We start from the raw sequence: 15,735 nt of genomic DNA, 5'->3' as shown, positions 1-15,735 counted from the left end.
TAACTAACATTTGTTGGTTTACTCGCCGTTATATCTACGCTCAAAAGTGCCACATCGCTACCTTCAAGTAACATATAAATTGAACTCCGAACGTAGTGACTTATGGAGTCCGGAGGATAATATTTGGTTGTAAACTAACTGGTATGTAGAGAATATGCAGTAGGTTAATGTGAGCAGATCTGCTTGAGGTTTAGGTTTAGTTGTACTTTATACAATTAAATTTCCTATATATCAGCTAAAGCCGAGTTTAGTTGTAGTATGTGCAATTAAATATCCGCTAAATGAGGAATCTTCGCACTTTTGTAATAAATAACTGTAGAGAATGCAACTAAAGCTTACAATTAGGACAAAACATCGAGATAGTTGCACAAACTACAACTATACGTAGTTAGCCAGTGGTCGGCGGTTTGGTTGTAGCTAATTTAGACTTGGCTGCGGCTAGTTGTAGTTTGCTGCCAGACACATAATTTGGTTTTATATTTTATTTTTCAGGAGGATGAACAAATGAGCTTTCCAATTACACGTCACCGCCGTTTGCGCGGTTCTGCTGGAATTCGTGGCATGGTGCGGGAGACGATACTGAATGTGCTGGATATGGTACAGCCTATTTTTGTGACATATGGAACAGGTGTGAAGAATGAGATTAGCTCGATGCCGGGCGTGTATCATTTTTCGCTGGATACGTTAAAAGCAGAAGTGGACGAGATTGCCGCACTAGGCATCCCGGCTGTATTATTGTTCGGGATTCCTGAGACGAAGGATGCTATCGGTTCTTCCGGTTTTGCAGAGGATGGAATTGTGCAAGAGGCTACTCGCTTGATCAAGCAGTGGTACCCAGAGCTGTTGGTCGTTGCAGATACCTGCCTTTGTGAATTTACGGATCACGGACATTGTGGAATGGTGCATACGCATACGGTGAATGGTGTGGTCCATGGCGATGTTATCAACGATGCCTCGCTGGAGCTTTTGACTCGTACGGCGGTATCCCAAGCAAAAGCTGGAGCAGATATTATCGCCCCTTCCAACATGATGGATGGATTTGTTCACGCAATTCGTGCGGGACTTGATGAGAACGGCTTTGAGCATGTGCCGATTATGTCGTATTCGGTCAAATATGCTTCGGCATTTTATGGCCCTTTCCGCGAAGCAGCGGATTCAGCACCACAGTTCGGGAATCGCAAAACATATCAAATGGACCCTGCCAATCTGCGTGAAGCACTCCGTGAAGCAGAATCTGATGTGCTGGAAGGCGCGGATATGTTAATGGTGAAGCCAGCTCTGGCTTACCTAGATGTGATTCGTACGATTCGTGATCAGTTTGATCTTCCTTTGGTGGCTTACAATGTGAGTGGAGAATATTCCATGGTAAAAGCAGCGGCATTGCAAGGCTGGATCGACGAGCAAGCCGTTGTGCTGGAAATGCTGACGGGCATGAAACGTGCTGGTGCGGACATTATTATTACTTATTTTGCAAAAGATGCAGCCCGCTGGCTGCGCGGCTAATCTTCATCACACCGACATCGCGGCAGCTAATATATGTTTGTACAAGCTTGTGTAACCAAGAAGAGAATAGGAGTGAAGATACATGAGTAATGTGCCAATGGCGCGTAAAGAGGAAGCGTCCCGGAAGGCTTTTGATGAAGCAAAACAATATATTCCCGGCGGGGTGAACAGCCCTGTACGGGCGTTTAAATCCGTAGGTCTGACTCCGATTTATGTGGATCATGGGATAGGTTCGCGTATTTTTGATATCGACGGCAACAGCTTTATCGACTATGTGCTCTCATGGGGTCCGCTGATTATGGGTCATGCGCATTCCGAGGTTGTGAAGGCATTGCAGGAGACGGCGGTAAAAGGGACAAGCTTTGGCGCTCCAACGCTACTCGAAACGGAAATGGCAAAAACCGTTGTTGAACGAGTGGCATCTGTAGATATCGTACGCATGGTTAACTCTGGAACGGAAGCTACGATGAGCGCGATTCGTTTGGCACGTGGTTACACTGGGCGCAGCAAAATCTTGAAGTTCGAAGGCTCCTACCACGGTCACGCGGATAGTCTGCTTATTAAGGCTGGCTCTGGTGTAGCTACATTGGGCTTGCCGGATAGCCCGGGTGTCCCAGAAGGCGTTGCAATGAATACCATTACGGTTCCTTACAATGATTTGGAGTCCACTCAGATTGCTTTCGAACGTTTTGGCAATGAGATTGCCGCAGTGATCGTAGAGCCGATTGCCGGCAACATGGGCGTTGTTCCACCGCTTCCAGGCTTCCTGGAAGGGCTTCGTAAATTAACTTCTGACAATGGTTCGCTGCTTATTTTTGATGAGGTTATGACAGGCTTCCGTGTTAATCGTGGCTGTGCTCAAGGCTTGTTCGGGATTACTCCGGATATTACTTGTTTTGGCAAAGTTATCGGCGGCGGACTTCCAGTGGGTGCTTATGGCGGCAAAAGAGAGATCATGGAGCAAATCGCTCCTACTGGACCGATTTATCAGGCGGGCACACTTAGTGGTAATCCATTGGCGATGGCAGCCGGATATACTACGCTCAAGCTGTTGACCCCGGAAGTATATGATCGTCTGGAACAATTGGGTGCACGTCTGGAAGCGGGTTTGAAAAAGAATTCAATTGAGACTGGCATTCCGCTCACTATCAACCGGGTAGGATCAATGGTTTGCCCATTCTTTACTGAAGGACCTGTAATCAATTTTGAAACGGCTAAGTCCAGTGACACGGATCTTTTCCGTCGTTATTTTGGTCATATGGTAAACCAAGGCATCAGTGTGCCACCTTCACAGTTTGAGGGGATGTTCATATCGGCTGCACATAGTGAGCAAGATATTGATGATACCATTGAGGGCCATTATAATGCCCTGAAGGCCCTTTGAGCATCGGAGCCGGAGAAAGAACCGGTGGTGGCGCTTGGACCCGGCGTGGAGAGTGGCTGGAGGTAACACCCGGCAAAATCATTACTGGAGCCGAGGATACGCAGGCAACGATTGACAAGTGGCTGTTAGAAACTGTAGGCATGCCCGAGAAACTTCATCTGCGGTTACGCCGCGAGGGAGGCATTCAGTGGAAAGGCGACCGGCTTCGGCTGGCGCTTTTTCCCGATCGTGAAGCGGGGCTTGAACCGATATGGGAAGAGCTTGAGGTGCTGTATGAGGATGATTTTTGCCTGGTAGCTCATAAACCAGCTGGGCTGGCGGTACATCCCGATGGCAGTGGAACAGGTGTAACTCTGGATCACCTCGTAGCTGCGCATTATATCACTTCCGGCGAAAATGTGGCTGTGCGCCATATTCACCGCTTGGACAAAGATACAACGGGTCCGGTGATGTATGCGAAAAATGAGTTCGCACAGTTAGTCCTGGACGAGAATATGCGTGAAAAAAGCATCTCGCGGCACTACGCCGCGATCGTTGAAGGCATCGTGCCGCCCGCGCTTAAGGTGATCGATGCCCCGATTGGGCGCGACCGGCATCACGCTGCGCGCAGACGGGTCTCGCCCGGCGGACAATCTGCCGTGACGCGAATCATCGAGCGCGAGGCACTGCATGGCGGAAGCCTAGTGCATGTGCAGCTGGAGACTGGACGGACGCATCAGATTCGCGTTCATCTCAGCCATATGGGTCATCCCTTGTATGGGGATGAACTATATGGCGGTCCGATCTGGGCTTCCAGCGCTGCCGGCCGCCATGCCCTGCATGGCGAGGCATTGTCCTTCCGCCATCCTTGGAGCGGAGAACAGCTGGAAGTTAGCGATCCGTGGCCGGAGGATATGCTGCAGCTGCGAGAGCTGCTGTCTGAAGCACCCTGACAGATACGTAAGTGGCTAAGGAACAGTAGAATCAGCAAAAGCTGGTTCTGCTGTTCTTTTTCTATTTTTTCAGAAAAAAAACATCTATCCATGTCTTATTAATAAAAGCAGCATATAATACTTTGTTCTTACGAAGTAGTGCATCTATCAGCAGGCTGAAGGTTTGGTGAGCTCTTAAATTCATGAAATTTATTAGCATCCTGTCCGGTTAGTACTACCAAAGTTGTCATGCCTCTCTGTTTGAAGCATATACATGTGGGGAGTAACATTTTGGGCTTATGCTCTGGGCCTGTCTCAGGGTTAGATTATGCCAAGAAGGAGGACATATCCCGTGTTTGATCAGTCCCACGGCTTGCGGTTTGATATTTACGAACGCATTCACCTTTCGGAAGAGCTTCCGGGAATAGCTGAGCTGGAGGAGGTTGAACTACTTCCGGAAATTCAGGTGATTCAGCGGGAGGATCGTGCCGAGTTATATGGTCAGCTGTTGCTTACCGGGCTTTACCGGAGTGAAGATGACCGAACACAACGTCTGGAGCATGCCATTCCCGTGGAAATCACTGTTCCGCTTACACGCGTCAGCTCGATTGAAGATATTGGGGTAGAGATTGAGAATTTTGATATCGATCTGCTCACGATGCGCACTGTGAATATAACAGGCGTATTATCGCTGCGGGGGATCGGTGGTGCGGACCCTCAACCTCAACCAGCCTGGCAGCAAGAGGAGTATACAGTCGCCTATTCTCCTGTGAATGATGACAGGGTAGAAGCTACTGCGGAGCTACAAGAACAGGAAAATGATGCACTTTATGAAAATTCTCAGTGGACCTTCGGTGAGGATGCCTCACAGGTTGCTGTAGAAGAACATGAGCATGCCGAAGCGAATGAACAGGAAACAGAAGAATCATTAGTCTCAAGTGGAGCCGCTCATACGTCCCCTGTAGTCAATTTCTCATCCGGTCAGGAGAAGGACAAGGGAGCTAAAGCACGGACACATAGTCTGGAGTCCCAAGTTGACGATGCTAAAGCGGGTTTATCCGATTACTGGTTTAAAGCCGAGGCCCAGAACAAAGAGGTTGAGGTGTCTCAGCTGAATCAAGCAAGCAATGTGAGCGAAGAGAACCAACAGTCGGCAGAGGAATATTTTATTCCTAGAGAGACTGCTGTCCTAGCCGTTAGTGCAGATGCAATTCAGGATATCCCTGTATTCGCTTCTGAAAATGAGGCTAATAATGCGCTCCCTAAGCAAGAAGAGAATACTGCGCCGATTAATGAGAATGCGAACGAAGTTTTTGTTTCACAAGAGAGTGTGGCTTCTCATGAGGAGAAACAAGATCTTAAGATCGCCTTGGGCAGTAAAAAAGAAGCAGAAATTCCGGAAAAAGAACATCTCACCTTCTCCTCTTTACTAAGCTCCAGTCGTGTCCGTAAAGAGCAGGAAGCTCTGCAGTCGGAAGGAAACACATCTGCAGCAGTGGACGTTCCAGAGGTTGGCAATAATACGGAATGGAAGAGCAGATTCATTGCCAGCGCGGATGGAGCTAACATGTTCCGCAAAGTTCGGCTGTGTATTGTGCAGCGTGAAGAAACACTGGATACCATAGCAGAGAAGTATCAGCTAAGTGCGCGGGAGCTGGTAATGTATAATCGCTTATCCGGGCAGAGTGTAGAGGAAGGCCAAGTGTTGTACATCCCGTAATCGAATCGTGATGCGTACACACATGAATAGGTGAATCCCGATCAGGTATTAGGATCGGGATTTTTGCTGTTTCATTGTTGGAAGGGATGCTTCAGAAGAAATAAGTCGAAATTCAGCCTAAAGTCCCGCTGCAAAGGCGTATCCAGGTTGACTAGGGGGGGCTCAAAATGTATTATGGAGTAAGCAATATCTAAGTAAAGACTGGGAACGGGAAGAGTAGGCGGTCAGCCCTTCAGAGAGCGGAATTGCAAGTGCTGTGACATTCCGTAGGAAACAGCCCCCGAAGTCGCCCCGGAGTCGCCCTTCTGAGCTTATCTTCATATTTGTGAAGGATAAGTTAGGTTGTGGCCGGTAGCAGCCGTTATCTGTACGAGTGTCGCGCTAAGCTTCTGAATCCGTAGGGTAAGAAGTGTAGTTTTATTTTTCATTGGCGCGAAACAAAGGTGGTACCGCGAAAGAATGACCTTTCGTCCTTTGAGACGAGGGGTCTTTTTGTTTTTTTCAGAGACCTGTGCGCTCTATACAGCAACTTTATTAACAACTATAAGCAACTACAAGTAAACTAGTGGAGGTATCAGAGAATGGCTGACCAAAACCATCTAACAGCGGCAGATGCTGCCGCTACGAATGAATCTAAAAACGAGATGCCAACAACGTATGATCCGAAGGCAGCAGAACAGAAATGGTATTCCTACTGGACAGAGGGCGGATATTTCCGTGCAGGCCAGCGTCCGGATGCTAAAGCCTATAGTATTGTGATCCCGCCGCCAAACGTAACAGGAATGCTGCACATCGGGCATGCGCTCGATTTCACATTACAGGATATCCTGATTCGTACTAAACGGATGCAGGGCTTCGATACGCTTTGGTTGCCAGGTACGGACCACGCAGGTATTGCAACACAAACGAAGGTAGAGCAGAAGCTGCGCGAGCAGGGGATTTCCAGACATGACCTCGGACGTGAGAAGTTCCTGGAGCAGGTGTGGGATTGGAAAGACAAATACGCGAACACCATTCATGAGCAGTGGGCAAAAATGGGACTTTCCCTTGACTACTCCCGCGAGCGTTTTACCCTCGATGAGGGTTTGTCGAAGGGAGTTCGCGAGGTATTTGTTAAGCTTTATAATAAAGGCTTGATCTACCGCGGTAAACGTATCATCAACTGGGATCCGGCGGCTCGTACGGCGTTGTCGGATATCGAGGTTGAATATAAGGAAGTTAACGGTCATCTGTACCACCTGCGTTACCCCCTTAAAGATGGCAGCGGACATATCACTGTAGCGACCACACGTCCGGAGACGATGTTGGGTGATACGGCAGTTGCTGTTCATCCTGAGGATGATCGTTATAAAGATCTGATTGGTAAAACGCTGATCCTGCCGATTATCGGCCGGGAGATTCCAATTATCGCTGACGAGTATGTAGATAAAGAGTTTGGCAGCGGTGCGGTTAAGATCACGCCAGCTCATGATCCAAATGACTTCGAGGTAGGTCAACGGCACAATTTGCCGCAGATCAACGTAATGGATGAGAGCGGTACGATGAACGAAGAAGCAGGACCTTACCAAGGTCAAGACCGGAGTGAATGCCGTAAGGCCATCACGGCGGATCTGAAGGAGCAAGGCGTTCTGATCTCTATTGAAGATCATGTGCATCAAGTTGGACACAGTGAACGTTCAGGAGCGGTTGTTGAGCCGTACCTGTCCACACAATGGTTCGTGAAGATGCAGCCGCTCGCCGAAGCTGCCATCAATGCACAGAAGGATGGTAATGGGGTTAACTTTGTACCTGAACGGTTCGAGAGAACCTACCTGAACTGGATTGAAAACGTACGCGACTGGTGTATTTCCCGTCAGCTTTGGTGGGGACATCGTATTCCGGCTTGGTATTCTGAATCTACCGGTGAGCTGGTTGTGGCGAATGACGAGGAAGAAGCGCGCCGGATCAGCGGCTTAACCGACCTGAAACAGGACGAGGATGTTCTGGATACTTGGTTTAGCTCCAACCTCTGGCCATTTGCAACCCTAGGCTGGCCGAATGAAGACAGTGCAGATTTCAAACGTTACTATCCGAACGATGTGCTTGTAACAGGCTACGATATTATTTATTTCTGGGTAGCGCGGATGATCTTCTCGGCACTGGAATTCACCGGAGAGAAACCATTCTCCGACGTATTGATGCATGGTTTGGTACGGGATGCTGAAGGACAAAAAATGTCCAAATCACTCGGAAACGGTGTAGATCCGCTTGAGGTTATCGAGAAGTATGGCGCAGATGCTATGCGTTATATGATTTCTACCGGCAGCACAGCGGGTCAGGATTTACGCTTCCGCTGGGAAAAGGTAGAGCAGGCGCGTAATTTCGCTAATAAGATCTGGAATGCGTCACGCTTCGCCCTCATGAATCTTGAAGGAGTTAGCTTCGAGAATATTGACATTACTGGTGAGCTAACTACGGCTGACCGTTGGATTTTACACCGCCTGAACGAAACTTCTCGTGAAATTACGCGTCTAATTGACTCGTACGAGTTCGGCGAGACCGGCCGCCAGCTGTACAACTTCATTTGGGACGATTTGTGTGACTGGTATATTGAGTTCGCGAAGCTGTCGCTTTACGGAACGGATGCCGCAGCCAAAGCGAAGACACAGTCCGTACTTGCTTATGTACTCGACCGCACGATGCGCTTGATCCATCCGTTTATGCCGTTTATTTCGGAGGAAATCTGGCAGCATCTGCCGCATGAAGGAGAGACAATTACTTTGGCTGCTTGGCCTGAGTATGATGCTGCTCTGGAGAACCCGCAAGCGGTAGCGGAAATGAACCTGCTGATGGATGTAATCCGGGCAGTTCGTAATATCCGTGCTGAAGTAAATGTACCGATGAGCAAAAAGGTTGATTTGATTATTAAAGCGAGCAATGAGGAAACGCTGAGCATCATTACTCGTAACGACAACTACATCGGACGTTTCTGCAATACCTCTTCTTTCGAAGCTGGCCTGAATCCGGAAACGCCAGACAAGGTAATGTCCGCTGTAGTAACGGGAGCGGAACTGCTTCTGCCTTTGTCGGGGCTGATTGATATTGAACAAGAAATCGCTCGTCTGGAAAAAGAAGTGCAGACGCTGAACAGCGAAGTAGAACGCGTAGAGAAAAAGTTGAGCAATCAGGGCTTCGTGGCCAAAGCTCCCGCAAAAGTTATCGAAGAGGAGCAGGCGAAGCAGGCAGATTATTCTGCCAAACGTGAGAAAGTACTTGCCCGCATAGCAGAGCTGAGAGGATAAGAGACATGGATGACCTAAATCGGGGCGGGAGCACCGCCCCTCTTGCGACATATACCGAAGCGGTTAACTGGATCAAGGGCCTGATTCCTTTTGGAATCCGGCCAGGTTTAGACAGAATTGAGATGTTGATGGACAAGCTGGGAAACCCGCACCGTCGGCTGAAATTTATTCATGTGGCGGGTACCAACGGCAAAGGCTCCACCTGTGCTTTTTTGACAAGCGCACTGTTGCAAAGCGGCTATTCTGTCGGCACCTTCACGTCTCCGTATATTACGAAGTTCACGAACAGGTTCCAATATAATAATACGGACATTCCTGAAGAAACTCTTCTTGAGCTAGTGAATACCCTTCGTCCTTTGGTAGATGAGATTGCAGAAACGGAATTTGGCTCACCAACGATGTTTGAGGTAACTACAGCTGTGGCCATTCTATTTTTTGCGGGTGTTTCTTGTCCGGATGTTGTCGTATGGGAGACTGGGCTTGGGGGAAGGCTGGATGTAACGAACATCGTTACTCCGATCGTGTCGGTGATTACAAATGTCGGCCATGACCATATGGATATTCTGGGAGATACGCTTGAGAAGGTTGCAATGGAGAAAGCCGGGATTATCAAACCCGGTGTACCTGTTGTTAGCTGCGTAAATCAACCGGAAGTCGTGGCTGTACTCAAGGAGAAAGCGGCGGCTTGCCGCTCTACTCTTTATCTTGCCGGAGAAGATTTTAGCTATGAAGCTACTGGAATCCATGCGGATGTGCAGACCTTTAACTTTAAGGGTCCCTTCCGTTCGCTTGGACTTGGGATTGTGATGAAAGGCGAACACCAGATTAGCAATGCGGCAGGAGCCATGATGGTTCTTGAAGTTTTGCGCCAGTATATGGCGTTCATGCTAGAGGATGAAGATGTTCTGGAAGGATTGCGTCATGCATTTTGGGCTGGAAGGCTGGAAGAGGTAAGTAAATCTCCGAGGATCGTACTGGATGGAGCACATAATCCGGAAGGCGCGGAGAGCCTTGCCAAAAGCCTGCCACAGCTCTATAAATACGGTAAATTAAATTTACTTATGGGAATGATGGCAAATAAGCATCATGAATCCTACTTTAAGCATATACTGCCTATAGTGGATACGCTCATCCTGACCGAACCGGATTTCCAGAACAAAATGGACGCGGAGCATCTGCAGGTTATCGCAGAAAGTCTGCGGGATAAATATGCCAAGGAAAACTTGGTAATCATAGTAGAACATAATTGGGGAAAAGCGCTGCAACAACTGAAGTCGATTACAGCGGAGGATGACCTTGCCGTCGTATCTGGTACGCTGTATTTGATTTCTGACGTGCGCGGTACACTTTTGCAGCAACCCGATACTGAAAAAGGCTGGTGACGACTGTTGGATACTACTGAACGTGTGCATTTTATAGGGATCGGCGGCTACGGTATGAGCGCGATTGCCCGAGTAATGCTAGAAATGGGATATACGGTTACGGGCTCCGATGTGGCTGCCCAAGAATTGACGGATAAATTGATTGCTAAAGGTGCCAAGATTTATATTGGGCATACAGCAGAACAAGTAAAAGGTGCGGATCTGGTCGTGTACTCTACGGCTTTGTCTAGCGATAATGTGGAATGGGTGGAAGCAGAGCGTCTTAAGATTCCAATTCTGCACCGCTCACAAATGTTAGCCCGTTTATTGAACGAACGTAAAGGGGTAGCTGTTGCCGGAGCGCATGGTAAAACAACTACATCCTCTATGATCGCACTTGTAATGGAAGAGTGTGAAGTTGATCCTACGTATATTATTGGCGGAGAGATTATGAACGTCGGTACGAATGCAAAGGCAGGACAAGGCGATTATGTAGTGGCGGAAGCGGATGAGAGCGATGGCTCTTTCTTGCACTATCACCCTTGGCTTGGAATTGTCACGAATGTGGAAGCAGATCACTTGGAGAATTATGGCGGAGATTTTAACCGTCTCAAGGCTGCTTATGTACAGTTTATGAACCAGACCCGTGAAGACGGCACTGCGATTGTGTGTGCAGATGACGAGAACGTGATTTCTTTATTGCCTGAAGTGTCAGGTAAGGTGATTACTTACGGCATCAAGTCGAAGACTGCAGATTATATTGCCACAGACATCGTTCTTGGCGACCGTCAGGTTTCGTATACGATGAACCATAATGGCGTAGTATTGGGACAAATTGAACTATCCGTGCCAGGCCAGTACAATCTGTATAATTCAATGGCTGCGGTTATCGCTTGTTTGAAGTCAGGAATCTCTTTTGAAAAAATCGCTGAAGCGATCGTGAAATTCCATGGTGCGAAGCGCCGTTTTCAAGTGCTCGGAGAAGTCGATGACATTCTGGTCATCGATGATTATGCGCATCACCCAACTGAAATTCAGGCGACAATCAGTGCTGCTAAGGCAACGGGGAAACGGATTATTGCCGTATTCCAGCCTCAGCGGTATACACGTACGTTCTTCCTGCTAGATGCCTTCAGCCGCGCCTTTAGCGAAGCAGATGAGGTGATCATCACCGACATCTACTCTCCGGCAGGTGAGAAGCAGATTGAGGGGGTTACATCTGCGAAGCTGGTTGAGCTTATTGTGCAGAACAGTAACGCTGGTGCAAGACATCTGCCAACCAAAGAAGATGTGCTTGCTGATCTGAAACCTCGTATTGCCCCAGGTGACCTAGTGATTACGATGGGCGCAGGCGATATCTGGAAGGTTGGATACGCATTGGCGGACGGCTTGAAGAAGCGTTAATACAAACACAGGCCTACACGAGAATATTCATATTCTCTTGACCATAGCACTTCCCCCCGAGCTCCGTGCAGGGGGAAGTGCTTTTTTGTATACTTAAGCGGTGTATGTACATTCTAAAAAATGAAATAAATAGGGTATTTGCTGAACCAGCCATTGAGTGCTATAGTGCTGTCAGTAGAGGATCAATTTTTCCGTGTAGGTGGTGACTCATGGACTCCCAGCTTGATATCAAAACGTTAGTGTATTTATTTATTTTTGGAAATCTATTTATATTGCTGCTGATAACCAATTACCGGAGGAGCGCTCCTAAAGACAGGGCATCCACCTTATTCATACGCTCAAAGGCGGTGCAGCTGCTCTTCTGGTGTTCATTATTATTATGGGGTCATATCCCCCGCGCTTTATCCATTCCACTTAGCAACGCTTTGATTCTTTTAGGCTGCTGTCTGGAGATTATTGCTTTACTGCTGATGATGGGAATCCTTGGTCAGCGGATAAAGTTGTATTACATAACGCTTTCCATACTTAGTTCGATTACTTTTAGTATTGTTGCGATCTTCTTTCATCATTCCAGCTGGCGCATAGCCTGTACCTCATTATGGTCGATACTGTTTATTGTCTATCCAGCTTACCACCTCACGGTGAACCCCAAAGGCACCCCTCTTCAGAAGATACTCGGAATATTGTTTTACGCTTTTGCAGGGATTATGCTGCTCCGCGCGATTGTTGCATTGATCTGGGAGCCAGAGATGAACGTGTTCACAACTAATCTTTCGCAGTATTTATATTACCTGGGGATGTATTTATTGTTGATTGTGGGAGCCGCAGGCTTTATTCTACTTTCTAACGAGCATTCCTTTGTGAAACTGAAACGAATCGCTAGCTACGATGATCTGACTGGAATCCTTAACCGTGGAGCATTTCTTGAGGAAGCTGAGGTACGGCTTGAGAAGGCAGTTGCTGAGCAAGAGTACTTTTCGTTTATGCTGCTGGATTTGGATCATTTCAAAGAAATCAATGATACATACGGCCATGATACCGGCGATGTTGTTCTGGAAGAATTCGCATTGACGATTAAGGACAACCTCGAAAACAGCGATTTATTTGGCAGGCTGGGCGGCGAGGAATTTGCAGTTATCCTTTGCGGGCTGGATGAAGCTAGCTGTGACCGGAAAGCTGAAGTGTTACGAAAGGCAGTAATGAAGACGCCTACACAAAAACTTTTACAAGGCTATACAGTTAGTATAGGTGTAATTACAATCATACCGGATCAGGAGATCTGGATAAATAAGCTGTACAAGCTGAGCGATAAAGCGTTATACCAAGCCAAACAAGAAGGAAGAAACCGAGTGGTCAGATACAATTATATTTATTGAGCATGGAGAATACAGGGGGTGAAATTCACTAACATGCATCTGGATCTCAAGACACTGCTGGTCTGCCTCTTTATGTGGCAATCCTTTACGGTATTACTTATTGTCGTCTATCGTTTGCGTTACGCGCAGGAACGGACTTCTACCTTGTTTGTCACGGCAAAATATTTGCAGCTGGCAGCTTTAATTCTCCTTTTGCTGAATGATTTCACAGACTCACGACTTCCCATTCCAATCAGTATGCTGCTTGCTTTAGCTGGAGGTACGCTGGAAAGCTTAGCGCTTCTGATGCTTCTCAGAGTTTTTGGGAGTAGGATTGAACGATATTATACGATCCTGTTCGGAGTATCCATTGTCATCGTAGTGCTACTGCATATAATTATGCCAGATGAGCGGTTGGTTATGGCTGCAACTTGTCTATTTGGGATTATGATCATAGCTTTGCCAGCTTATATATTAGCTGTGAAGATTAGAGAAACCTCTCTCCAGCGAACCATAGGATTGTTGTACTTTGTTGTAATTTTAGCGCTGGTTAGCAAGGGACTTGAACCGTTTTATTCGATGTTAGGATGGAATGCACAGACCTCTCACTGGCTGCAGATATTTTTTTATCTGGGGATTTATTTGCTTATGTTCTTAGGAACTGCAGGAATCATGCTGCTTTATAGGGAGGATTCCTTTACAGAATTGGAACGGGTGGCCACTTATGATGTGTTGACAGGTATTTTGAATCGCAGATCCTTTGTACAGCGCGCCCGGCCTTTAATAGCTGCCTCAGCAATGAAGAAGCTGCCGTATTCTTTTTTACTGCTGGATGTGGATCACTTTAAACGCATAAACGATACCTACGGCCACAATACCGGCGACCATGTTCTGAAGGATCTGGCTCATAAAATAAAACAGCAGCTTGGCAATGGTGATCTGTTCGGAAGATTCGGTGGTGAGGAGTTCACTGTGCTGCTGCATAGAGCCGATGAACAAAACAGTGATATGATTGCAGAGCGGATGCGCACAGCGGTTACAGGGGCGGTCATTCATGGTGTGCCCTTGCATTACACGATAAGTGTTGGCATCATCACGGTGGATTCAGGTGAACGATACGCATTGAACACTCTTTACAAACTTAGTGACACTGCATTGTATCAGGCTAAGAAAAAGGGCCGGAACTGTGTAGTTAGAAGCTACGACAACTAAAGTGTCTTCCTTTCGACATTAAGCGAGGGAGATGCTTTTTTTGTATGCAAAGAGGCGTAGTACATATTACCTAACGATTATGATTTCTATCCATAGAGCAATTCATGATTATGTATGGCGTCAAAAAAGGGGTTTTAGTCTATATTTTAGAAAATGTGGCGTTTTATAAGGGGAAATCGTGATGGATTTCTGGTAACTCAGAAAAAAACTTAAAAAATTTTATGCTTCTCCTATAAATCGACAAAACTTTTAAGTGAAATGAGTTACTATTGAACTGCATCTAAAGTTTCAGTTAGTAGATGGGGGTTTTTATTACAAAATACAAGGAGCCAGAGTCATGCGAGAAAGAATGCTGTTCCTATCAGCCCAGAATCAAAGCGCAGAGGATCTAGAAGGAGAAATGAGAACAGGGAGTATTCTCGAGATTTTGCTTGGGAAATTTGATATAGATTTGCTGACGTACGGCAGTGCCAACCAAACCGTGTCTATAAATGAGCGGACGGCACTTACGGTTCATAACATTAATGAAGATTATACGACCTGGAGGCCAATGCTGCGCCCCTTACATAAACTGCGGAATTTCTCGAACTTAAGTCATATAGATAAAGATATGAAGAACACTATTTTGGAGCTTTGCCGTTCCAATAATTATAAGCATGTATTTATATCGCATGTCCTATTGGGTAAATGCATTGATATGGTGCGGAACTTGCTTCCAGAAGCCAGTGTGATCACAGATACCTATAGTTTTGCAAACGGAAGCGGAGGATCTGCCGGAGAGGCAGGAAAGTTAAGCAGGAAGAATCCATATAATAAACTCAATGCTGCATGGGATCGTAGGAATAAACGGCGATTAATGAATAAGACGGGACTACTTTTAGCAACCTCGGAATGGGATGCACTAGCGTTCAAATCTCTATCATTTGCCGATGCCCGTAAGGTTCATGTTGTCCCCCATTTCATCAAGATGAATGAGTATGAGACTTTTGCAGAGCCTGTGACTAAAGAAAATTCAATTGTTCTGCACTGGAATATGAATATAAGACTGGGAATAGATGCAGCCCGAGTATTCTTTAAAAAAACCTATCCCATGATTAAGGAACAAGTGCCTGATATCAAAAGTTACATTATCAGCTCAGAGGTTCACCCGGAGGTCATGACTTTGATTAAGGAAGATGAATCGGTCATAGTCACTGGACCAGTAAATTCCTCTACTGAATACATACGACGGTCTAAAGCTGTTCTGGTGCCCATCCTTGAAGGCTGCGAAGTTTCTAGAAATATACTGGAATCCTGGGCGCTAAAAACCCCGGTGGTTACCAGCTCAATCATGTGTGAGAAGCTGAATTGTGAGCATAACCGAAATATTTTGCTGGCTAATACCTCAGTTGAGGTTGTTGGAAGTGTACTGAATTTACTGAAAAATCCTGAGCTTGGCGCCATTATTGCGGATCGTGCGCATGAGACTTTGTTGAAGAATTACGAAATGAATCATGTTAAGAGTAAGATTCTTAGTCTTGTATAGAGGGTTGTCAGACATGATGCTTGCCGCTCTGGACAACGAATAACCCGCGAGGACCATTAAAAGTCCTACGCGGGTTATT

The 15,735-nt window shown here is 46.8% G+C and carries 10 protein-coding genes and 1 other annotated feature; all 10 genes read left to right on the top strand.

Annotated elements, in window-relative coordinates:
• Positions 1-504 precede the first annotated feature (504 nt).
• A complete protein-coding gene (gene hemB / locus MHI32_RS24505; protein ID WP_076129402.1) occupies positions 505-1,503 on the top strand; it encodes a porphobilinogen synthase in 999 nt (332 codons plus the stop codon).
• A 97-nt stretch (positions 1,504-1,600) separates the two neighbouring features.
• Positions 1,601-2,887 (top strand): glutamate-1-semialdehyde 2,1-aminomutase, encoded by a 1,287-nt coding sequence (gene hemL / locus MHI32_RS24500; protein ID WP_340012761.1) that lies wholly within the window; start codon positions 1,601-1,603, stop codon positions 2,885-2,887.
• The gene (locus MHI32_RS24495) at positions 2,884-3,819 is read left to right on the top strand and encodes an RluA family pseudouridine synthase (RefSeq protein ID WP_254857109.1); all 936 of its coding nucleotides are present in this window, start codon (positions 2,884-2,886) and stop codon (positions 3,817-3,819) included. The genes hemL and MHI32_RS24495 overlap by 4 nt, the downstream gene beginning before the upstream one ends.
• A gap of 331 nt (positions 3,820-4,150) precedes the next feature.
• Positions 4,151-5,518: a LysM peptidoglycan-binding domain-containing protein gene (locus MHI32_RS24490; RefSeq protein WP_340011122.1), complete on the top strand. Its 1,368-nt coding sequence runs from the start codon at positions 4,151-4,153 to the stop codon at positions 5,516-5,518.
• A 194-nt stretch (positions 5,519-5,712) separates the two neighbouring features.
• Positions 5,713-5,996: a binding site (T-box leader), on the top strand.
• A gap of 103 nt (positions 5,997-6,099) precedes the next feature.
• On the top strand, positions 6,100-8,799 hold the full coding sequence (locus MHI32_RS24485) for a valine--tRNA ligase (RefSeq protein ID WP_076129400.1): 2,700 nt from the start codon (positions 6,100-6,102) through the stop codon (positions 8,797-8,799).
• A gap of 5 nt (positions 8,800-8,804) precedes the next feature.
• Positions 8,805-10,181 (top strand): folylpolyglutamate synthase/dihydrofolate synthase family protein, encoded by a 1,377-nt coding sequence (locus MHI32_RS24480; RefSeq protein WP_248549650.1) that lies wholly within the window; start codon positions 8,805-8,807, stop codon positions 10,179-10,181.
• A gap of 6 nt (positions 10,182-10,187) precedes the next feature.
• A complete protein-coding gene (gene murC, locus MHI32_RS24475) occupies positions 10,188-11,564 on the top strand; it encodes a UDP-N-acetylmuramate--L-alanine ligase (protein WP_036685137.1) in 1,377 nt (458 codons plus the stop codon).
• Positions 11,565-11,773: 209 nt separating this feature from the next.
• Positions 11,774-12,940, top strand: a complete 1,167-nt coding sequence (locus MHI32_RS24470) for a GGDEF domain-containing protein (RefSeq protein WP_076129397.1) — start codon at positions 11,774-11,776, stop codon at positions 12,938-12,940.
• An 18-nt stretch (positions 12,941-12,958) separates the two neighbouring features.
• Positions 12,959-14,131 carry a GGDEF domain-containing protein gene (locus tag MHI32_RS24465; protein ID WP_143765076.1) on the top strand — a complete coding sequence of 391 codons (1,173 nt, stop codon included), beginning with the start codon at positions 12,959-12,961 and terminating at the stop codon, positions 14,129-14,131.
• A 337-nt stretch (positions 14,132-14,468) separates the two neighbouring features.
• A complete protein-coding gene (locus MHI32_RS24460; protein WP_076305452.1) occupies positions 14,469-15,656 on the top strand; it encodes a glycosyltransferase in 1,188 nt (395 codons plus the stop codon).
• Positions 15,657-15,735: the final 79 nt, after the last annotated feature.

This window comes from Paenibacillus sp. FSL H7-0690, from assembly GCF_037980415.1.
Classification (GTDB): Bacteria; Bacillota; Bacilli; order Paenibacillales; family Paenibacillaceae; genus Paenibacillus_AQ; species Paenibacillus_AQ odorifer.
The sequence above is the reverse complement of the archived record's forward strand: the minus strand, read 5'-3'. Positions and strand labels throughout refer to the sequence as shown.